The organism is Nonomuraea sp. NPDC046570, from assembly GCF_040645915.1.
In the GTDB taxonomy this organism is placed as follows: Bacteria; Actinomycetota; Actinomycetes; order Streptosporangiales; family Streptosporangiaceae; genus Nonomuraea.
On record NZ_JBEYZF010000004.1, the window covers coordinates 187,301 to 207,979 of the forward strand.

Genomic DNA, 20,679 nt, shown 5'->3' on the forward strand with positions numbered 1-20,679 from the left:
GTCAGTCGCGTCCGTAGACCCGCTTGCCGGGCGGCCAGCGGGTGATCGTCACAGGGAGCAGGCCGACCGAGGGCGTGCCGTCGGGCGACCTGTGCACCAGGGAGTGCGCCAGGAACCGCGCGTCGTCCCGCTCGGGGTGGTCGCTGCGCTGGTGCGCGCCGCGCGACTCGGTGCGGTTCAGCGCGCACGCCACGATCGTGTCGGCGACGTCGAGCATGGCGACGAGCTCCTGCGCGGTGACCAGCTCGGTGTTGAAGGCGGTGCTGTGGTCCTCGACGCGCAGCTCGGCGGCCTGCTCGCGCAGCTCGCCGAGCGTCTCGGCGGCCTTGCCGAGCGCGTCGCCGGTCCGGTAGATCCCGGCGGCCTCCTCCAGCGTGGCCTGCATGCGCTCGCGCACGTCGGCGATGCGCGGCCCGTTGCGGGTGCCGTCCCGGACGCCGTCCAGCCGGCGCCGCTCGTCACCGCCCTGACTCCGTACGGCCGGCGCCTCGCCCTGCCGGTGCCCCAGGGCGAACCTGGCGGCGGCGGCCCCGGCCCTGGCGCCGAAGACGAGGATCTCCGGCAGCGAGTTCGAGCCGAGCCGGTTGGCGCCGTTGATGCTCACGCACGCTGTCTCCCCCGCGGCGTACAGCCCGGCGACGGGTGTGGCGCCGTCGAGGTCGGTGTGGACGCCGCCCATCATGTAGTGCACGACCGGGCGCACCGGGATCAGGTCGAAGGCCGGGTCGAGGTTCTGGTAGCTGCGACACAGCTCGCGCACGAACGGGATGCGCGCGTCGATCTTGGCCTCGCCCAGGTGCCGCAGGTCGAGGTAGACGACGGGCCCGTAGGGCGTCCGCACGGTACGGCCGCGCGCCTGCTCGCCGACGAACGCCTGGGAGAGCCGGTCGCGCGGGCCGAGCTCCATGCTGCGCAGCTTCGGCGTGGGCGTGGGCTGCCCGAGGTCGTAGTCCTGCAGGTAGCGGTAGCCGTCCTTGTTGATCAGCCAGCCGCCCTCGGCCCTGGCCGCCTCGGTGATCAGGATGCCGGTGAACGGCAGGCCGGTGGGGTGGTACTGGACGAACTCCATGTCCTTCAGCGGCGCGCCCGCGCGGTAGGCCAGCGCCATGCCGTCGCCGGTCTTGATGGAGGCGTTGGTGGTGAAGGGGAAGGCCCGGCCGCAGCCGCCGGTGGCCAGGATGACGGTCCTGGCGGCGATCGCCTCGACCCGGCCGGTCTTGATCTCGACGGCGACGACGCCGTGCACGCGGCCGTCGTCGACGATGAGCTTCGTGACGTACCACTCGTCGTATCGCACTATGTCGCGATATTTCAGTGTTGTTTGGAACAAGGTGTGAAGTAGGTGGAAGCCGGTCTTGTCGGCGGCGTACCAGGTGCGCAGCCGCTTCATGCCGCCGAACGGGCGCACCGCCACCCGCCCGTCCATCTCCCTGCTCCACGGGCAGCCCCAGTGCTCCAACTGGATCAGCTCGCGCGGGGCCTCGGCGACGAACGCCTCGACGGCGTCCTGGTCGCACAGCCAGTCGCCGCCGGAGATCGTGTCGTAGGCGTGCTCGTCCAGGGAGTCGCCGACGCCGATCACCCCGGCCGCGCCGCCTTCGGCGGAGACCGTGTGGCTGCGCATCGGATAGACCTTCGACACCACGGCCACGGTTAACGACGGGTCTGTCTCGGCGACCGCGATGGCCGCCCGCAGACCCGCCCCGCCTCCTCCGACGATGAGCACGTCGATCATGTACGTCAGCTCCCGTGGTCGGCTTGCTGCTGGTCCTTCACCCGCTTGCCGTCGTGGCGCACGGCGCTGAGGTGGATGCTGCCGTCGTGGTACTCGTGCCTGATGCGCCGGCAGCCGCAGTCGAAGTACTGGTCGCGGATCAGCAGGCCGTAGCCGTCGTCGTCGAGCAGTCGCTCGCCGCCGGACTTCTGGCCGCAGGGGGCGGTCTCGGGGGCGAAGGGGGAGCGCGTGCCTGTCATCAACGATCTCCTTCGAGGGGAGGAGGTCACTTCCAGACAAGCACCGGCTGACGCTTTCGGAAAGGTCAGTCAGGTGTTTCGGGCCGCGCCTGCTTGATCTCGCGGGGATAGTGCACGTCGAAGGCCGGGCGTTCGGAGCGGATCTGCGGGATGCTGACGAAGTTGTGCCGGGGCGGCGGGCAGGAGGTGGCCCATTCGAGGCTGTTGCCGTACCCCCAGGGGTCGTCGAGGGTGACCTTGGGCGCCTTGCGGGTTTTCCAGACGTTGTAGAGGAACGGCAGGGTCGAGGCGCCGAGCAGGAAGGCGCCGATCGAGGAGATGAGGTTGAGCGTGGTGAAGCCGTCGGCGGGGCTGTAGTCGGCGTAGCGGCGCGGCATGCCGATCGCTCCGAGCCAGTGCTGGACGAGGAAGGTGGTGTGGAAGCCGACGAACAGGGTCCAGAAGTGCACCTTGCCCAGGCGGTCGTCGAGCATCCGGCCGGTCATCTTCGGCCACCAGAAGTAGAAACCGGCGAACATCGCGAACACCACCGTGCCGAAGACCACGTAGTGGAAGTGGGCGACGACGAAGTAGGTGTCGCTGATGTGGAAGTCCAGCGGCGGCGAGGCCAGGATGACGCCGGTCAGCCCGCCCAGCAGGAAGGTGACGAGGAAGCCGATCGAGAACAGCATCGGCGTCTCGAAGCTGAGATGGCCGCGCCACATCGTGCCGATCCAGTTGAAGAACTTCACCCCCGTCGGCACCGCGATGAAGAACGTCATGATCGAGAAGAACGGCAGGAGCACCTGCCCGGTGGCGAACATGTGGTGCGCCCACACCGCCATCGAGAGACCGGCGATCGCGATCGTGGCCGCGACCAGGCCCATGTAGCCGAAGATCGGCTTGCGGCTGAACACCGGGATCACCTCGGTGATGATCCCGAAGAACGGCAGCGCGATGATGTACACCTCGGGGTGGCCGAAGAACCAGAACAGGTGCTGCCACAGCAGGGCCCCGCCGGTCTCGGGGGCGTAGATGTGCGTGCCGAGTTTGCGGTCGGCCTCCAGCACGAGCAGCGCGGCGGCCAGCACCGGGAAGGCCATCAGCACGAGCATGCTGGTCAGCAGCGTGTTCCAGGTGAACAGCGGCATGCGGAACATCGTCATGCCGGGGGCGCGCATGCAGATGATCGTGGTGATGAAGTTGACGCTGCCGAGGATGGTGCCGAGACCGCTGAGCACCAGGCCCATGATCCACAGGTCGCCGCCGATGCTCGGCGTGTACATCGCGGTGGACAGCGGCGTGTAGCCGAACCAGCCGAAGTCCGCGGCGCCGCTGGGCGTGACGAAGCCGCCCATCACGATCAGGCCGCCGAACAGGAACAGCCAGTAGGCGACCGCGTTCAGCCGGGGGAAGGCGACGTCGGGGGCGCCGATCTGCAGCGGCATGATCACGTTGGCGAACCCCGCGAACAGCGGGGTCGCGAAGAGCAGCAGCATGATCGTGCCGTGCATGGTGAACAGCGCGTTGTACACCTGCTGGGAGACCGCCTGCAGCCCCGGCTGGGTCAGCTCGGCCCGGATGATCATCGCCATGACGCCCGCGGCGAGGAAGAACCCGAACGAGGTGATCAGGTAGAGATACCCGATCACTTTGTGGTCGGTCGTCGTCAGCAACGAAACGATCAGAGTTCCCAGGCGCCGGCGTTTGACCTGTTCGAACGACGTGTCGCGAACGGTCGTCACGACTCCCCCCTCCACCGCGGAGTGTGGCCCCGATCACACTCCGATCCACTCTCTACAATCGCTGATCGAAAACCCGATGGCAAAGACATCCGTGGTCACACCGCCCAGTCGGCGGCCGACGCCGCCCCCGCCGACGCCCTCGACGCCAAGTCCCGCGCGGCGTCCTCGATCTCCTCTGCTGGCCGGTCGGCGTCACCCGGGTCACTGGCCTGGGGCCGGGCTCAGCGGGTTTGAGCACCGCGACGAGCCGTTTCTCCTGAACTCCCGAGCGGGTGTGGCGCCTGGCACCTCGGTGACGCCGGTGCCGCCGCCGCGGCCGACTATTCTTCAATGTCGCAAGCAAGGACCCATCTGCGGAGGAAAACGTGACCCTCGACCAGGCCGTACGCGACTACGAAGCCCTCGTCCAGCGGGGCCTCAAGCTCGACCTCACCCGGGGCAAGCCCTCTCCGCACCAGCTCGACCTGTCCGAGGCGATGTTGACGCTGCCGTCCACGCACCTGGCCGCCGACGGCACCGACGGCCGCAACTACGGCAACCAGCAGGGCCTGGCCGAGACCCGCGAGCTGTTCGCCGGCCTGCTGCAGGTGCCGGCCGGGCAGCTCGTCGTGGGCGGCAACTCCAGCCTGGCGATGATGCACGACTCGATCGTGCACGCGCTGCTCAGCGTCGTGCCCGGCGGCGAGCGCCGCTGGGCGGACGAGCCCGAGATCGTCTTCCTCTGCCCGGTCCCCGGCTACGACCGGCACTTCGCGCTGTGCGAGCGCTTCGGCATCACCATGGTCGCCGTCCCGATGAACGACCAGGGCCCCGACATGGACGTCGTCGAGCGCCTGGTCGCCGAGGACGCCCGGGTCAAGGGCATCTGGTGCGTGCCGAAGTACAGCAACCCCTCGGGCGTCACCTACTCCGACGAGACCGTGCGCCGCCTGGCCGCCATGCCGGTCGCCGCGCCCGACTTCCGGATCTTCTGGGACAACGCCTACGCCGTCCACCACCTCACCGACGCTCCCGCCGAGCTGGCCGACCTGCTGGCCCTCTGCGCGGAGCACGGCAACGCCGACCGGGCCTTCGTCTACGGCTCCACCTCGAAGGTGACGCTGGCCGGCAGCGGCATCTCCTTCTTCGGCTCCTCCCCGGCCAACGTGGCCTGGTTCCTGGCCAACTCCGCCAAGCAGACGATCGGCCCCGACAAGATCAACCAGCTCCGGCACGTGGAGTTCCTGCGCGACGCCGAGGGCCTGGCCGCGCACATGCGCCGGCACGCCGAGCTGATCTGGCCGAAGTTCGAGGCCGTGGACCGGGTGCTGAACAAGGAGCTGGGCGGCACCGGCCTGGCCACCTGGTCGTCCCCCACGGGCGGCTACTTCATCAGCCTCGACGTGCCGGAGGGCTGCGCGCGCGAGGTGGTGGCCAAGGCCAAGGCGGCCGGCATCGCGCTGACTCCGGCGGGCGCCACCCACCCGTACGGCGACGACCCCGCCGACCGGACCATCCGCATCGCGCCCACCTTCCCCACGCTCGACGAGCTGGAGCAGGCCATCGCGGGGCTGGCGGTCTGCGTCAGGCTGGTGGCCGCGCAGCGCGGCTAGGACGGGCGGCCGCCGTACCGGAAGCCGAAGATGTACTCCCTGGTCTCGCTGGGGTGGAAGGGCAGGCCCACGCCGGGCTCGAAGGCGACGTTGTCGCGGGGGCAGTAGTAGAGCTCCTGCCAGACCTGCAGCGCCTTCTCCCTGGCGGGGGCCTCGGCCAGGTCGCGTTTGCGTGCTCCGTGCGCGCCGCCGACGAACAGCAGGCCGAACCCCCAGAACAGGCCGGTGAGGCAGAACGGCCCGAGCAGCACCGTCAGCACGTTGGCGTGCTCGCTCATGGCGATGGTCAGCGCGGCGACGACGTGCAGGAGCGCGGCGACGCCGAGCATGATGTACCCCTGGTGGCGGGTGCGCGGGATCTCGTGCCTGGCGGGGAAGGACAGCCAGACCGCGAGCTGGGTTCTGCTCATCGGGTGCTTGCGGGTGTCCAGCAGGGTGGCGGCGGGCAGGTCGACCACGGCGCGCTCTTTCGGCATGCTGGCCCGGCCAAGGTGGAAGGTGGTGCCGTCAGCGACGACGCCCGGCACAGACGCGACCCTGTCAGCCTGGCCGCACTCCGGACAGGTGAGATCCATCCGGGCAGTCTGGCCCCGAGGTAAGGCTGGCGCAAATCGGGCTCTAAAGTCCAGAGAGTGACCGTTATCAACACCCTTGTGACGCGCCTTCCCGAGGGAAGGGTACTGACCGACCCCGACGTGATCGACTCCTACGCCCGGGATCGCACGTTCCTTGAGCCCGGCAAGGCGCTGGGTGTCGTCCTCGCGGCCTCCCGCGAGGACGTGGTGACCACGCTGCGCTGGGCGAGCGAGAACCGGGTGCCGGTGGTGCCGCGGGGCGCGGGCACCGGCCTGGCCGGTGGCGCGACGGCCGGCGACGGGGCGGTCGTGCTGTCGCTGGCCAGGATGACCGCGATCCGCGAGCTGTCACCGGCCGACGAGTTCGCCGTGGTCGAGCCGGGCGTGATCACCGCGGACCTGGACCGGGCGGCGCGCGAGCACGGCCTGATGTACGCGCCCGACCCCTCGTCGTACGAGATCTCCACGATCGGCGGCAACCTGGCGACGAACGCGGGCGGGCTGCGCTGCGTGAAGTACGGCGTGACCCGGGACTCCGTGCTCGGTCTCGAGGTGGTGCTGGCCGACGGGCGGGTGCTGGAGACCGGCCGCCGTACGGTCAAGGGCGTCACCGGCTACGACCTGACCGGCCTGTTCGTCGGCTCGGAGGGCACGCTCGGCGTGATCACCGCCGCGACGGTACGGCTGCGCCGCGCGCCCCAGGCGCCGCCCGCCACGTTCGCGGCCGAGTTCGGCTCGCTGCGCGACGCGGCGGCGGCGGTGTCGGCCATCATCGCGGCCGGGTGCCAGCCCTCGCTGATGGAGCTGCTGGACCGGGCGACGCTGAAGGCCATCGACGACTGGCGCAACATCGGCCTGGAGGACACCACGTCGGCGATGCTGATCGGCCAGTCCGACGTGGCCGACGGGCAGGCGGTCGCGGAGCGCATGCAGGAGCTGTGCGAGGCCAACGGCGCCTCCTTCGTGGCCGTGTCGTCCACGCCCGAGGAGACCGAGGACCTGATCGGCATCAGGCGGATGGCCTACCAGGCCAAGGAGCGCCTCGGCGCGTGCCTGGTGGAGGACGTGTGCGTGCCCCGGTCGGTGCTGCCCGACATGATCTCGGCCGTGGAGGCCGCCGCGGCCCGCCACGAGGTGCAGATCTGCACCGTCGCGCACGCCGGGGACGGCAACCTGCACCCGGTGTTCATCTTCGAGCGCGGCCTGGCCGAGCCTCCCCCGAACGTGTGGGCGGCGGCCGACGAGGTGTTCCGCGAGGCGCTCAAGCTGGGCGGCACGCTGACCGGCGAACACGGGGTCGGCCTGCTGAAGAAGCGCTGGCTGGCGCTGGAGTCGGGGCCGGTGTCGGAGGAGCTGCAGCACGGCATCAAGGCGGTCTTCGACCCGCTGGGCATCCTCAACCCCGGCAAGGCCATCTGAGGTCGACAGCGGACTTGACGTAGGAATCCCGCGGTTGTGAGACGCCACAGCGGTCTCACTGATAGCGTTTTGCCCCACCTATGGAGGATTTTCGGGGGTTCGACGTGAATCAATTCCAGCCGCTGGCAGCGGACGACCCGCGGCGGCTGGGGGAGTTCGAGATCGTCGCCCGCCTCGGTGAAGGTGGCCAGGGCATCGTCTTCCTGGGCACCTCTCCCTCCGGGGAGCAGGTGGCGGTCAAGCTGCTGCACAACGCCCTGGTGGCCGACGCCGAGGCGCGGATCAGGTTCCTGCGCGAGGTCGCGGTGGCGCAGCGGGTGGCCAGGTTCTGCACCGCGCCCGTGCTGCACGCCGACCTCGAGGGCAGCCGACCGTACATCGTGACCGACTACGTCCCCGGCCCCTCGCTGCGGCAGCTCGTCGACCGGGAGGGGCCGCGGCGGGGCGCGGCGCTCGACCGGCTGGCGATCAGTACGGCGACCGCCCTGGCCGCCATCCACCGGGCCGGCATCCTGCACCGCGACTTCAAGCCCGCGAACGTGCTGATGGGGCCCGAAGGGCCGGTCGTCATCGACTTCGGCATCGCCCGCGCGCTCGACTCACCCGGCGCCACGGCCACCGGGATGGCGATGGGCACGCCCGCCTACCTGGCGCCCGAGCAGCTCAGCGGGGCGCCCGTGTCCGAGGCGGCCGACGTGTTCGCCTGGGGCGTCACGATGGTGTTCGCGGCCACGGGGAAGCCCGCGTTCGGGTCGGATTCCATTCCTGTCGTGATGAACCGGATCCTGCATCAGGAGCCGGAGATCGGCGGGCTCGACGGGATGTTCGGCGAGGTCGTGTCGGCCTGCCTGTCGAAGGACCCGTCCAAGAGGCCGACGGCCGAGCAGCTGATCGTGCGGCTGACCGGGCAGCAGAGCGGGCCCGCCGTACCGCTGGGTCTCCTGCAGGTGCCGCCACAGGGCACGCCCGCGCAGGGGGCCGTTCCCGCCCAGCCGGGGCCGCCGTCCGGTCCGGTTCCTTCGCCGTACGGCCAGCCTCCGCAGGCCCGGATTCCTCCGCAGGGGGGGCCGCGTCCGGGGCAGGTGCCGTACCCGCACGGCCCTTATGGCGGGCCGCCGGCCGGGGGCCCCGGTGCCGTGCCCGCGGCCGGCGGCGCCTCGGCCAAGCGGCGGCGCACCCTCGCCATCGCCGTCTCCGCGGCGGCCGCCGGAGCGTTGATCCTCGGCGGGACCGTCGTCCTGGCGCAGAGCGGCGGCAACGGCAAGAGCGACACCGTCGACCTGGTCGCCAACGCCGACGCGGCGCGCACCGTCGAGCCCGTCCCCTCGGCCGAGGTGCCGCTGGACCTGCCGGTCGACTCCGAGGCCGAGACCCCTGACGTGGTGGGCGAGCCCTCGGCCAAGCCGACCAGGACGAAGAAGCGCAAGGAACCGGTCGTGGTGGTGCCCGACACCAACCCCCGTCCGGCGGACGAGCCCACGATACGGCCGACGACCCGCAAGCCGTCCCCGAAGCCCACCAAGAAGCCGACCGGCATCGTCGAACCCCAGCCCGAGCCCGGGCGACCGGGCGACTCCTCCACCGAGCCGACGAAGGAACCGGGCACCACCACCCCGCCCACGGTCAAGCCGACCGTGAACCCTACGGTGAAACCCACACCGAAACCCACGCCGAAGCCGAACCCGTACACCCCGGTGTCGAGGTGCGGCACCGGCTACAAGGTGATCAACAGTCACGCGCTGGGCACCAAGGCCACGATCTACCTGCTGTACAGCACGGGCGCCCAGAAGAACTGCGTGGTGACCATGTCGAAGTACCTGGTCCCCGCCAAGATCCAGATGAACGCCACCCTGCAGGTCCAGAACGGCGGCAGCGCCGCCAACCCTGGCAAGTTCACCGCCTACGCCGGCCCGGTCCGGCTGGCCGCGGCCAAGAAGTGCGTCATCTGGGGCGGCTCCTGGGGCACCCTGAGCTGGAAGAGCGGCTGGAGCCACTGCGGCTGACGACCGGTAGCCCCCGGAGGCTTGGAGCCGATCGGCCCTCTCCCGGCGAGAGGGCTCTTCTCTTGGGGAAGTGGGAGGGGTAGCGTACTTGACGTGATCGTCAAGTCTGAGGAGTTGACCGGTCGTGGGCGGCGGACGCGGGCGGCGCTGGTGCGGGCGGGCCGGGAGGCGTTCGAGGAGCACGGGTACGACGCGGTGCGCGTCGACGACGTCTGCGGGCGGGCCGGGGTCTCCCACGGCACCTTCTACACCTACTTCGACTCCAAGGAGTCGCTGTTCGGGGAGGTGGCGGGGAGCGCGGTCGGCGAGATGTTCGCGATGAGCGTGGTCGGCCCCACCGCTCCCGGCGACCCGTACGCCCGGATCGAGGCCGCCAACCGCCTCTACCTGCGCGCCTGGGCGGCCAACTCGCGCCTGATGCGCATGCTTGAGCACGCCGCCACCACCGACGACCGCTTCGCCGCGCTCCTGCTGGAACTGCGCGAGGTCTTCGTACGACGCGGCGCCGAGGGCCTCAGGCGCCTCCAGGACCAGGGCCTCGCCGACCCCGCCCTCGACCCGCGGCTCACCGCGATCATGCTCGGCGGCATGGTGGAGCACTTCGCGCACGTCTGGCTGGACCTGGGCGAGCACGCCGACGAACAGGCGGCCGTCGACCTCCTGACCCGCCTCTGGGCACGAGCCATCGGCTTGACGCCCACGTCAGGTTCCGCCGGGCAGGCGGCCTCGAACGACGGCCTCCGGACATCCGTCGGCGGCGAGGAGGATCGATGATCAGGACCCGGCTTGACACCGGCGCCCCCGAGTACCTGACGCGCAAGGAGACGATGCTCGGCAAGGTGGCCGAGCTCGACGCCGAGCACGGCAAGGCGGTGGCGGGCGGCGGCGAGAAGTATGTCAAGCGGCACCGCGACCGGGGGAAGCTGCTTGCGAGGGAGCGGGTGGAGCTGCTTCTCGACCCGGACTCCCCGTTTCTCGAGCTGTCGCCGCTGGCCGCGTGGGGCAGTGAGTTCCCGGTGGGCGCCAGTGTCGTCACCGGGATCGGGGTGATCGAAGGCGTGGAGTGCGTGATCACCGCGAACGACCCCACGGTCAGGGGCGGCGCGTCGAACCCGTGGACGCTGCGGAAGACGCTGCGCGCCGCCGACATCGCCCTGCGCAACCGCCTGCCGTACGTCAATCTGGTGGAGAGCGGTGGGGCCGATCTGCCGACGCAGAAGGAGATCTTCATCCCGGGGGGACGGATATTTCGGGATCTGACGCGGATGAGTGCTGCCGGGATTCCCACGGTCGCGCTGGTGTTCGGCAACTCGACGGCCGGGGGCGCCTACGTACCCGGCCTGAGTGATCATGTCGTGATGGTGCGGGAACGGGCGAAGGTGTTCCTGGGCGGGCCGCCGCTGGTGAAGATGGCGACCGGCGAGGAGTCCGACGACGAGTCGCTGGGCGGGGCCGAGATGCATGCGCGAACCAGCGGGCTGGCCGATCACCTGGCCGTGGACGAGTACGACGCGCTGCGCATCGGGCGGGACATCATCAGGTCCCTCAACTGGCGCAAGCAAGGCACCGAGCCGCTCGCCGTACGGGATCCGGAATATCCGGCCGAGGAGTTGCTCGGGATCGTGCCCGAGGATCTGAAGATCCCGTTCGACCCGCGTGAGGTGATCGCCAGGATCGTGGACGGCAGCGAGCTACGGGAGTTCAAACCGCTGTACGGCACCAGCCTGGTGACCGGGTGGGCGCACCTGCACGGCTACCCGATCGGCATCCTGGCCAACGCCCAGGGGGTGCTGTTCAGCCAGGAGTCGCAGAAGGCGACGCAGTTCATCCAGCTCGCGAACCAGTCGCGCACGCCGCTGCTGTTCCTGCAGAACACGACGGGCTACATGGTCGGCAAGGAGTACGAGCAGGGCGGCATCATCAAGCACGGCGCGATGATGATCAACGCGGTGTCGAACTCGACGGTGCCCCACCTGACGGTGGTGATGGGCGCCTCCTACGGCGCGGGCAACTACGGCATGTGCGGCAGGGCCTACGATCCGCGCTTCCTGTTCACCTGGCCGAGCGCGAAGTCGGCGGTGATGGGGCCCGCGCAGCTCGCCGGGGTGCTGTCGATCGTCGGGCGGGCGGCGGCCCAGGCGCGCGGGCAGGTGTACGACGAGGAGGGCGACGCGGCGATGCGGGCCCTGGTGGAGGCGCAGATCGAGGCGGAGTCGCTGCCGTTCTTCCTGTCCGGACGGCTGTACGACGATGGGGTGATCGATCCGCGCGACACCCGGACCGTGCTCGGGCTGTGCCTGTCGGCGATCAACAGCGCGCCCGTCCCCGAGGCGGCCGGATTCGGAGTGTTCCGCCCATGATCAGGCGACTGCTGGTGGCGAACCGCGGCGAGATCGCCCGCCGGATCTTCCGTACCTGCCGCGACCTGGGCATCGAGACGGTGGCCGTCTTCTCCGATCCGGACGCCGACGCCCCGCACGTGACCGAGGCGGATCTCGCGGTACGGCTGAGCGGCACGACCCCCGCCCAGACTTATCTGGATATATCGCGAATTGTGGAGGCGGCCCGGAAGGCGGGCGCCGACGCCGTCCACCCCGGCTACGGGTTCCTGTCGGAGAACGCCGACTTCGCCAGCGCCGTCCAGGACGCGGGCCTGACCTGGATCGGCCCCTCCCCCGAGGCGATCGCCGCGATGGGCTCCAAGATCGAAGCCAAACGCCTGATGTCCGAGGCGGGAGTCCCGGTACTACCGTCCTGGACGATCCACACCGGCCTCATGAGCCCATGCGATCCCCCCGCCCTTGCCGATGCAGGCTGTGAGTGGGCTTACCCCCTCATGGTGAAGGCGTCCGCCGGTGGTGGCGGGCGGGGGATGCGGGTGGTCCGGGAGGCCGGGGAGCTTCCCGCCGCGCTGGCCTCGGCCAGGCGGGAGGCTGAGGCCGCGTTCGGCGACGGGACGGTGTTCGCCGAACCGCTGCTGGAGCGCGCCCGGCACATCGAGGTACAGATCCTCGCCGACCGGCACGGCACCGTGTGGGCGCTGGGCGAGCGCGAATGCTCCATCCAGCGCCGCCACCAGAAGGTGATCGAGGAGTGCCCCTCCCCGGCCGTCGGCCCGCCGCTGCGCGCCACCCTGGAGGCCGCCGCCGTCGACGCCGCCCGGACGATCGGCTATGTCGGCGCGGGCACGGTGGAGTTCCTGGTCCAGGACGGCACGATCGCCTTCCTGGAGATGAACACCCGCCTCCAGGTCGAACACCCCGTGACTGAGCTGGTCTACGGCGTCGACCTGGTCAGGCTCCAACTGGAGGTCGCCGAGGGCGCCCGCCTGCCCGCCCGGCCCCCCGAGCCGCACGGGCACGCGATCGAGGTCCGCCTGTACGCCGAGGACCGCGACTTCGTCCCCCAGTCAGGCCGCCTGCACCTGTTCGAGGTGCCCGGCACGGTCAGGACCGACTCGGGCGTCGAGTCCGGCTCGGTGGTCTCCACCCACTACGACCCGATGCTGGCCAAGGTGGTCGCGGGGGGCGCGAGCCGTACCGAGGCCGTCAGGAGGCTCGCCGCCGCCCTGCGGGGGGCGCGCATCCACGGCCTCATCACGAACAGGGACTTTCTTCTCGATGTCCTGAAAAATCCGGCGTTTGAGGCGGGTGAGACGCATACCGGGTTTCTTCAGGAGCACGCGGTGGGCCCGGACCAAGGGCCTGACGGCTTGTCCGCGCTGGCGGCGGCGCTCGCGGCGGCGGCGTGGAACCGGAGCCGGGCGGGCGTGCTCAAGGGGCTGCCGAGCGGCTGGCGGAACGTCCGCTCGCAGCCGGGCACGGCCAGGTTCGCCGAGGCCGAGGTGGTCTACCAGCCGCTTCCCGAGGGAGTCACGCTGGTCGGCGCCGAGCCGTACCAGGTGGTGCTCGAACGCGACGGCCTCCGGCACACCTTCGCCGTCGCGCACTACCCGGACGCGATCCACGTCGACTCCCCGCTGGGTTCGGTACGCCTCACGCCGCTCCCCCGCCTCCCTGAGCCCGCCGATGCCGTGACCCCGGGCTCACTGCTCGCCCCGATGCCGGGTAGCGTGCTGCGCGTCGAGATCGAATCCGGCGACCTCGTGACCAAGGGTCAGGTGGTGCTGGTGATCGAGGCCATGAAGATGGAGCATCAGATCGCCGCGCCCGCCGACGGTGTGGCGACGCGGGTGAACGTCGCGCCGGGCCATCAGGTCGAGGCGGGAGCCGTGCTCGCGGTCATCGAGGAGAGTGCAGCATGACACGTCTGGTTCACAAGCGGCTGGAAGACGGGATCGCCACGATCACCCTGGACTCCCCGCCCAACCGCAACGCGCTGTCGGTACGGCTGCTCGGCGACCTGGAGGACCGGCTGAACTGGGCGCTGGCCGAGCCCGCCGCCCGGGTCATCGTGCTGACCGCCACCGGGAACGTGTTCTGCTCGGGCGCGGACCTGAAGGAGCAGCGGGTCGAGCCGTCGGGCGGCGCGCACGAGGCTCCGGTGACCGCGTCCTTCCCGGAGATCATGGGGCTGATCTGGGAGAGCCCCAAGCCGGTGATCTGCCGCCTGAACGGCACCGCCCGCGCGGGCGGTCTCGGCCTGGTGGCGGCCTGCGACTTCGCGATCGCGCCGCTGACGGCGTCGTTCGCGTTCTCCGAGGTACGGCTGGGCGTCGCCCCCGCGATGATCTCCGTCCCGGTGCTGCGCCGCCTGGACCCCCGGGCCGCGTCGGAGTACCTGATGACCGGCGAGGTGTTCGACGCCGCCCGCGCCCAGCAGATCGGCCTGCTCAACCGGGCGGTCCCGGCCGAGGAGCTGGACGCCACCGTCGCCCACTATGCCGCCATGCTGGTCAAGGGCGGCCCCGAGTCGCTGGCGATCACCAAGCGGCTGGTCCGTGACGTGCCGTCGCTGTCGTTCGAGGAGGGCCTGCGGCAGATGGCCGCGCTGTCGGCGCAGCGCTTCACCTCCGAGGAGGGCCAGGAGGGCATCGCGGCGTTCATGGACAAGCGCCCGCCGAAGTGGTCGGTGACGTGAGCCTGCGCATCGCCAACTGCGGCGGCTTCTACGGCGACCGGCTGTCGGCGGCGCGCGAGATGGTCGAGGGCGGCCCGATCGACGTGCTGACCGGCGACTGGCTGGCCGAGCTGACCATGCTCATCCTGGCCGGCAACCGCCTCAAGGGCCGCCCCGGGTACGCCCCCGCCTTCCTCAAACAACTGGAACAGGTTCTCGGCACCTGTCTGGAGCGCGGCATCCGGATCGTCTCGAACGCGGGCGGCCTGGACCCGGCCGGGTGCGCCGCGGCGGTGTCGGAGCTGGCCACCAGGCTCGGCCTGTCCGCCCGCGTGGCGTACGTCACCGGCGACGACCTCACCGGCCGCGACCTCGACCTGGTCAACCTGGACACCGGCGAGAAGCTCACCGGGCAGCCGCTGACCGCCAACGCCTACCTGGGCGCCCGCCCCATCGCGGCGGCGCTGTCGGCGGGCGCCGACGTCGTGGTGACCGGCCGCGTCACGGACGCGGCCCTGGTCACCGGCCCCGGCATCTGGCGGTACGGCTGGCAGCCCGGCGACCTCGACGCGCTGGCCGGTTCGGTGGTCGCCGGGCACGTCATCGAGTGCGGCTGCCAGGCCACGGGCGGCAACTACGCCTTCTTCGAGGAGGTCCCCGACCTGGCGCACTGCGGCTTCCCCATCGCCGAGCTGTACGAGGACGGCTCATCGGTGATCACTAAGCATCCCGGCACGGGCGGGCTGGTGTCGGTCGGAACGGTGACGGCCCAGCTGCTGTACGAGATCGCCTCACCCCGCTACCTCGGGCCCGACGTGGTGGCGCGCTTCGACACGATCTCCCTGTCGGACGACGGGCCGGACCGGGTCCGGGTGTCGGGGGTGCGCGGGGAGCCCCCGCCGGACACCTTGAAGGTGGCGGTCAACTACCTGGGCGGCTACCGGAACACGATGACGCTGGTGCTGACCGGGCTGGACGCGGCGGCCAAGGCGCGGGTGGCGGAGGAGGCGATCTGGGCGCGGGTGCCGCGCGAGTCCTTCGACCAGGTGGACGTCTCGTTCGATTCGCCGCTGCTGCGGGTGACCGTGATGGACCGGGACGCGCGGAAGGCGGGCCGGGCGTTCTCGTCGGCGGTGGTGGAGACGGGGCTGGCGAGCTATCCGGGCTTCTACGGCCTCACACCGCCGGGGGACGCCTCGCCGTACGGGGTCTACTGGCCGGCGCTCGTCCCCGCGGCCCAGGTGCGGCCGAAGGTCTTCCTGGACGGCCGCGAACTCGACGCCGGGACGACCGCGGAGCCCGGCTTCGGCTCGACCGCCGAGATTCCGGTCGCCGAGGCGCCGCCAGATGTGATGATCCCGCTCGATGTGGGTGCCGAGACCCCGCTCGGCAGAGTCGTCGGGGCGCGCTCGGGTGACAAGGGCGGCGACGCGAACCTTGGGGTCTGGGTGCGGGCCGCGGAGCAGTACCCGTGGCTGGCCGCCTTCCTGACCGTGGACCGGCTCAAGGGGCTGCTCCCCCACCTGGCCGCCCTGCGGGTGGACCGGTACGAGCTGCCCAATCTCAACGCCCTGAACTTCGTCGTCCACGGCCTGCTCGGCCGGGGCGTGGCCGCGAGCCCTCGCCTCGACCCGCAGGCCAAGGCCCTGGGCGAGGAACTGCGCGCATGCCTCGTCGAGGTCCCCGAGTCGGTGCTCACGGGCCGAGATGGACAGGCTGACCGGGAAACTCGGTTGAGACCCGCGAGCCGGTTCCCGCAGGATGGCGCCCGTGACGATCCGCCGACTGACCCTTGACGACCTGGCCGCCTGCATGAAGCTGGCCGTCGACCGCGAGTGGCCGCCCGAGGAGCGCAAGTGGCGGCTGCTCTTCGAGGTGGGCGAGGTCTACGGCCTCGACGCGCCCGACGGCGACGGCCTCGCCTCGACCAGCGTGCTGACCCGCTACGGCGACGATCACGCGGTCGTCTCGATGGTGCTGACCGCCTCCAGGTACGGCAGGCGCGGCCTGGCCCGCAGCGTCATGGAACACCTCCTGGAACAGGCGGGCGACCGCGTCGTCTCCCTGCACGCCACCGAGAACGGCCGCCCCCTCTATGAGCAGCTCGGCTTCCGGGTCGTCGGCCGCGCGGCCATCCAGAAGGGCGTCTTCACCGGCGCCCCCTCGGACGTCACCCGCACCGCCGGAGCCGCCGACCTGCCCGCGATCCTGGATCTGGACGCCGAGGTGTTCGGTACCGACAGGTCGGCGCTGCTGCGCAGGATGCCGGACTTCGGCGAGCGGTTGCGGGTGGCCGAGCGCGACGGGCGGCTCACCGGCTACGGCCAGGTGTGGCGCAACGACGACAGCGCCGTCATCGGCCCGGTCGTCGCGCGCGACCGGGACACCGCCTTCGCGCTGATCGGCGACCTTGCCCTGGACGACGGCGGCGTCGTCCGGATGGACATCGACCAGTCCAGGACCGAGCTGGTCGAGTGGGCGACGGCGCACGGTGTGGGCGGGCCGTGGCCGGTCTCGCTGATGGCCCGGGGCGGCGAGTTGCCGGGCGACCGGAGCGGGCAGTTCCTGCCGTTCATGCAGGCGCTGGGTTGACCGGGGCGAGCGGGCCGTCCTAGATTTCCCAACTAGAACATCGTTCTGCCGAAGGGCGGTCATGAGCACTGCGCACATCGACGTCAATGTGATCGACTTCGAGATGCTCGGGGCGTGGATGGACGGGCAGGGGCTGCCGGGCGGCCCGATCGGCGAGGTCGCCCCCGTGCTCGGCGGGACGCAGAACGTCATGGTGCGCTTCAGCCGGGGCGGCGTGCCGTACATCCTGCGCAGGCCGCCGCTGCACGCGCGGGCCAGGAGCAACGAGGTGCTGCGCCGCGAGGCGCGGGTGCTGGCCGCGCTGCGCGGCACGGACGTGCCCGCGCCGGCGCTGGTGGCCGCGCAGACGGCCGACGAGCCGGTGTTCTACCTGATGGAGCCGGTCGACGGGTTCAACGCGACGACCGGCCTGCCCGAACCGCACGCCTCCGACCCGGCCATCCGCTACCGCATGGGCCTGGAGGCCACGTCCGCGCTGGCCGCGCTCGGCCGCGTGCCCGCCGCCGCCCTGCCGGACTTCGGCCGCCCCGAGGGCTTCCTGGAACGCCAGGTCCCGCGCTGGCTGAGCGAACTGGAGTCGTACGGCAGGCTCGACGGCTACCCCGGCCCGGCCATCCCCCACCTGGCGGAGACCGCCGACTGGCTGGAGCGCAACCGCCCGGCCGCGTTCACGCCGGGGATCATGCACGGCGACTACCACCTGGCCAACCTGATGTTCGCGCCGGACGGGCCGCGCGTGGCGGCGATCGTCGACTGGGAGATGTGCACGATCGGCGACCCGCTGCTCGACCTCGGCTGGCTGCTGGCCACCTGGCCCGACGACGACGGCCCCGGTCCGCACCAGGTGGACGGCCTGCCGTCCCGCGCGGAGATCGTCGCCTACTACACCGAGTTGTCCGACCGCGATCTGTCCGCCGTCGACTGGTACGCCGTGATGGCCTGCTTCAAGCTCGGCATCGTCCTGGAGGGCACGCACGCGCGCGCCTGCGCCGGACAGGCGCCCAAGGACATCGGGGACCTGCTGCACGCGACCACCCTCAACCTGTTCGCCAGGGCGCGCACCTACATGTGAGGCAACCGTATGGACTTCTCCGTCGAGCCGGACTTCCAGGCCAAGCTGGACTGGATGGACACCTTCATCAGGGAGGAGGTGGAACCCCTCGACCTGGCCTTCCCCGGCCGTGCCTACCAGAAGCCCGACGGCCGCCTGCGAAAGATCGTCGACCCGCTGAAGGCCCAGGTGCGCGAGCGGGGCCTGTGGGCCTGCCACCTCGACGAACACCTCGGCGGCCAGGGGTACGGCCAGCTCAAACTGGCCCTGATGAACGAGCTCATCGGCCGCTCGGCCTGGGCCCCCGTCATCTTCGGCTGCCAGGCCCCCGACACCGGCAACGCCGAGATCATCGCGATGTACGGCACGCCGGAGCAGAAGGACCGCTACCTCAGGCCCCTGCTGGACGGCGAGGTGTTCTCCGCCTACTCGATGACCGAGCCGCAGGGCGGTTCCGACCCCCGGATGTTCACCATGCGCGCGGTCCGCGACGGCTCCTCGTGGGTCCTGGACGGCGAGAAGTACTTCACCTCCAACGCCGCCGCCGCCACCTTCCTCATCGTGATGGCGGTGACCGACCCCGGCGCCCACCCGTACAAGCGGATGTCGATGTTCCTGGTGCCCGCCGACACGCCCGGGGTGGAGATCCTGCGCGACATCGGCACGATCGGCGAGCGGCCGGGGCACGGTCACCACGCGCACATCCGCTACACCGGCGTGCGGGTCGGCGAGGACGCGCTGCTCGGCGAGGAGGGCGGGGCGTTCGCGGTGGCGCAGGCCAGGCTGGGCGGCGGGCGGGTGCACCACGCGATGCGGACCGTCGCGGCGGTCAAGAAGGCGTTCGACATGATGTGCGAGCGGGCGCTGTCGCGGCGCACGTACGACGGCATGCTGGCCGACAAGCAACTCGTGCAGGCCGCGATCGCCGACTCCTACCTGCAGATCCAGCAGTTCAGGCTGCTGGTGCTGCACACCGCGTGGCTGATCGACCAGTCGTCGACGCGGGAGGCGCGCACGCAGATCGCGGCGTGCAAGGTGGCGGCGGCGCGGGTCTTCCACGACGTGGTCTACCAGGCGATGCACCTGCACGGGGCGCTGGGCGTGTCCAACGAGACGCCGCTGGCCAGGCTCTGGCAGGCGGCTCCGCTGATGGGGATCATGGACGGCCCCACCGAGGTGCACCAGGCGTCGATCGCCCGCAGAGTCCTCAGGGAGTACTCACCCGCCCCCGGACCGTGGCCGACCGAGTTCCTCCCGGACAAGATCGAAGCCGCATATACGAAATATGCCGATATAGGGGACTAAGATCACCTACGGACCCTACAATTGCGCGCAATTGCTTAGGGTTCGGGGAAGGATCATCATGCGTATGCGGTTTCTCGGCTCCACCTCCGAGGCTGGCGCCTGTCCGACTCTCTACGAGACCGATCGGGGCACGATCGTCGTCCAGGGTCTCCAGGTGACCGATCCGGAGGCGCTGGCCGATCTGCGCGATGTCCTCGACGGCGAAGGGGCGGTCGAGGTCCCGCGCGAGCTGCTGGTGGAGATCGCCCGCCGAGTCCTCGCCTGACCAGGCACGGCGCCACCCGCCGGGCCCACGGGGAAACGGCCGCCGGATCGCCGCTTTTCCCGCGGCGACCTTTTGGTCATTTTGACACTATTCCCGGCGCGGCACCCCCGGCTTGACCTGGCGATGCCTCCGCGGGCCCCCCTCCCGAGCCGACCACCGCCTGCGATGGCTTGGTCACAATTGCGCCACTTCCTCTGGCATGATCGTCGTGACGGGGTCTAGCCTCTGTGGCTTGGGACGCGGAGGTTAAACGTGAGCTCGTTTCAGCAGGCGCGCATGGACCTCGGAGCGCAGTTGCGGCAACTGAGGGAGGCTGCGCGCCTGTCAGGCAAGGAACTGGCCGAGCGGCTGCGCTGGCAGCCCTCGAAGGTCTCCCGACTGGAGAACGCCCGCCAGACCGCGACCGAGGACGACGTGGTGGTGTGGGGCCAGGCCGTGGAGGCGACTCCCCAGGTCATCGACCAGCTCATCGGGCAGGCGCTGGTGCTGGCCGAACGCCAGGACGACTGGCGCCAGCGGCAGCGCAGCGGCCTGGCCGCCATCCAGGAGGACATCCGCGACCTGGAGTCCAAGACCAAGCTGTTCCGCGCGTTCGAGCCGGGCCTGGTGGTCGGCCTGCTGCAGACCACGGAGTACGCCAGGCACGTCTTCCTCAAGATCAAGAGGCTCTACTCCGCGCCCGACCAGATCGACGCGGCGGTCCGGGTGCGGATGCAGCGCCAGGAGATCCTCTACGACCGCTCGCGCGCCTTCCGCTTCGTCATGCCCGAGTCGGCGCTGCGCACCCGGCTGGCGCCGGCCGAGGTGATGCGCGGCCAGCTCGACCGGCTGCTGGCCGTGAGCACGCTGCCCAACCTGGACCTCGGCATCATCCCCTACGAGCACGAGCTGCCCTCGGTGCCGGTGACCGGCTTCTGGATCTACAACGAGGCGCTGGTCGCGGTCGCCACCAGGACGAAGGACCTGCTCATGCGCGAGCCCGACGACCTGGCCTTCTACTCGCGCACGTTCGAGGACTACTGCGAGGTCGCCGAGTTCGGGGAGAGCGGGCGCGCCGTCATCATCCGGGTCCTGCACGATTACGAGAAACAATCCGCACTTTAATCCACGCAATTGCTTGCCCCGCCGTACAAGATCGTGCAATTCTGTCGCGAGACGAT

General features: G+C 70.7%; 17 protein-coding genes. 13 read left to right on the top strand and 4 right to left on the bottom strand.

Going from position 1 to position 20,679, the window contains the following annotated elements:
* Position 1: 1 nt before the first annotated feature.
* The 3 genes from frdA to ctaD all read right to left on the bottom strand — a co-directional run bounded on the left by frdA (position 2) and on the right by ctaD (position 3,698).
* A complete protein-coding gene (gene frdA / locus ABZ911_RS09170; RefSeq protein WP_358053633.1) occupies positions 2–1,735 on the bottom strand; it encodes a fumarate reductase (quinol) flavoprotein subunit in 1,734 nt (577 codons plus the stop codon).
* Positions 1,736–1,740: 5 nt separating this feature from the next.
* Positions 1,741–1,974 (bottom strand): hypothetical protein, encoded by a 234-nt coding sequence (locus tag ABZ911_RS09175; protein ID WP_358053634.1) that lies wholly within the window; start codon positions 1,972–1,974, stop codon positions 1,741–1,743.
* Positions 1,975–2,039: 65 nt separating this feature from the next.
* Complete coding sequence (ctaD, locus tag ABZ911_RS09180; RefSeq protein ID WP_358053636.1) at positions 2,040–3,698, bottom strand: cytochrome c oxidase subunit I; 1,659 nt, start codon at positions 3,696–3,698, stop codon at positions 2,040–2,042.
* A gap of 365 nt (positions 3,699–4,063) precedes the next feature.
* On the opposite strand from ctaD, the gene ABZ911_RS09185 reads away from it, so the two are divergent.
* Positions 4,064–5,290, top strand: a complete 1,227-nt coding sequence (locus ABZ911_RS09185) for an aminotransferase class I/II-fold pyridoxal phosphate-dependent enzyme (RefSeq protein ID WP_358053639.1) — start codon at positions 4,064–4,066, stop codon at positions 5,288–5,290.
* On the opposite strand, the gene ABZ911_RS09190 is transcribed toward ABZ911_RS09185, so the two are convergent.
* Positions 5,287–5,817 (bottom strand): hypothetical protein, encoded by a 531-nt coding sequence (locus ABZ911_RS09190; RefSeq protein ID WP_358053642.1) that lies wholly within the window; start codon positions 5,815–5,817, stop codon positions 5,287–5,289. The genes ABZ911_RS09185 and ABZ911_RS09190 overlap by 4 nt on opposite strands.
* Before the next feature lie 126 nt (positions 5,818–5,943).
* Here ABZ911_RS09190 and ABZ911_RS09195 point away from each other — a divergent pair, with 126 nt between their 5' ends.
* From ABZ911_RS09195 to ABZ911_RS09250, 12 genes are all read left to right on the top strand, one after another.
* Entirely contained in the window at positions 5,944–7,284 is a 1,341-nt protein-coding gene (locus ABZ911_RS09195; protein WP_358053645.1) for an FAD-linked oxidase C-terminal domain-containing protein, read from the top strand.
* 104 nt (positions 7,285–7,388) lie between these two features.
* Positions 7,389–9,287 carry a serine/threonine-protein kinase gene (locus ABZ911_RS09200; RefSeq protein ID WP_358053647.1) on the top strand — a complete coding sequence of 633 codons (1,899 nt, stop codon included), beginning with the start codon at positions 7,389–7,391 and terminating at the stop codon, positions 9,285–9,287.
* A gap of 93 nt (positions 9,288–9,380) precedes the next feature.
* Positions 9,381–10,061, top strand: a complete 681-nt coding sequence (locus ABZ911_RS09205) for a TetR/AcrR family transcriptional regulator (protein WP_358053649.1) — start codon at positions 9,381–9,383, stop codon at positions 10,059–10,061.
* Positions 10,058–11,647 carry a carboxyl transferase domain-containing protein gene (locus ABZ911_RS09210; protein WP_358053651.1) on the top strand — a complete coding sequence of 530 codons (1,590 nt, stop codon included), beginning with the start codon at positions 10,058–10,060 and terminating at the stop codon, positions 11,645–11,647. The genes ABZ911_RS09205 and ABZ911_RS09210 overlap by 4 nt, the downstream gene beginning before the upstream one ends.
* Positions 11,644–13,551, top strand: a complete 1,908-nt coding sequence (locus tag ABZ911_RS09215) for a biotin carboxylase N-terminal domain-containing protein (RefSeq protein ID WP_358053653.1) — start codon at positions 11,644–11,646, stop codon at positions 13,549–13,551. Before ABZ911_RS09210 ends, ABZ911_RS09215 begins: the two co-directional genes overlap by 4 nt.
* Positions 13,548–14,327, top strand: coding sequence for an enoyl-CoA hydratase-related protein (locus tag ABZ911_RS09220; protein WP_358053655.1), 780 nt, complete (start codon positions 13,548–13,550; stop codon positions 14,325–14,327). The genes ABZ911_RS09215 and ABZ911_RS09220 overlap by 4 nt, the downstream gene beginning before the upstream one ends.
* On the top strand, positions 14,324–16,102 hold the full coding sequence (locus tag ABZ911_RS09225; RefSeq protein ID WP_358053657.1) for an acyclic terpene utilization AtuA family protein: 1,779 nt from the start codon (positions 14,324–14,326) through the stop codon (positions 16,100–16,102). The genes ABZ911_RS09220 and ABZ911_RS09225 overlap by 4 nt, the downstream gene beginning before the upstream one ends.
* On the top strand, positions 16,077–16,898 hold the full coding sequence (locus tag ABZ911_RS09230; RefSeq protein ID WP_358053660.1) for a GNAT family N-acetyltransferase: 822 nt from the start codon (positions 16,077–16,079) through the stop codon (positions 16,896–16,898). The genes ABZ911_RS09225 and ABZ911_RS09230 overlap by 26 nt, the downstream gene beginning before the upstream one ends.
* 61 nt (positions 16,899–16,959) lie before the next feature.
* Entirely contained in the window at positions 16,960–17,970 is a 1,011-nt protein-coding gene (locus ABZ911_RS09235; protein ID WP_358053662.1) for a phosphotransferase family protein, read from the top strand.
* A gap of 9 nt (positions 17,971–17,979) precedes the next feature.
* Complete coding sequence (locus ABZ911_RS09240) at positions 17,980–19,254, top strand: acyl-CoA dehydrogenase family protein (protein ID WP_358053664.1); 1,275 nt, start codon at positions 17,980–17,982, stop codon at positions 19,252–19,254.
* Between the two features lie 58 nt (positions 19,255–19,312).
* Positions 19,313–19,519: a hypothetical protein gene (locus ABZ911_RS09245; RefSeq protein WP_358053667.1), complete on the top strand. Its 207-nt coding sequence runs from the start codon at positions 19,313–19,315 to the stop codon at positions 19,517–19,519.
* Positions 19,520–19,771: 252 nt separating this feature from the next.
* Complete coding sequence (locus ABZ911_RS09250; protein WP_358053669.1) at positions 19,772–20,623, top strand: helix-turn-helix transcriptional regulator; 852 nt, start codon at positions 19,772–19,774, stop codon at positions 20,621–20,623.
* Positions 20,624–20,679: the final 56 nt, after the last annotated feature.

Bases quoted from the DNA above. Each gene is read 5' to 3' on its own strand.
- ABZ911_RS09215 (WP_358053653.1), top strand. From the start codon at position 11,644: ATGATCAGGCGACTGCTGGTGGCGAACCGCGGCGAGATCGCCCGCCGG.
- frdA (WP_358053633.1), bottom strand. From the start codon at position 1,735: ATGATCGACGTGCTCATCGTCGGAGGAGGCGGGGCGGGTCTGCGGGCG.
- ABZ911_RS09220 (WP_358053655.1), top strand. From the start codon at position 13,548: ATGACACGTCTGGTTCACAAGCGGCTGGAAGACGGGATCGCCACGATC.
- ABZ911_RS09210 (WP_358053651.1), top strand. From the start codon at position 10,058: ATGATCAGGACCCGGCTTGACACCGGCGCCCCCGAGTACCTGACGCGC.
- ABZ911_RS09245 (WP_358053667.1), top strand. From the start codon at position 19,313: ATGCGTATGCGGTTTCTCGGCTCCACCTCCGAGGCTGGCGCCTGTCCG.
- ABZ911_RS09240 (WP_358053664.1), top strand. From the start codon at position 17,980: ATGGACTTCTCCGTCGAGCCGGACTTCCAGGCCAAGCTGGACTGGATG.
- ABZ911_RS09235 (WP_358053662.1), top strand. From the start codon at position 16,960: ATGAGCACTGCGCACATCGACGTCAATGTGATCGACTTCGAGATGCTC.
- ABZ911_RS09175 (WP_358053634.1), bottom strand. From the start codon at position 1,974: ATGACAGGCACGCGCTCCCCCTTCGCCCCCGAGACCGCCCCCTGCGGC.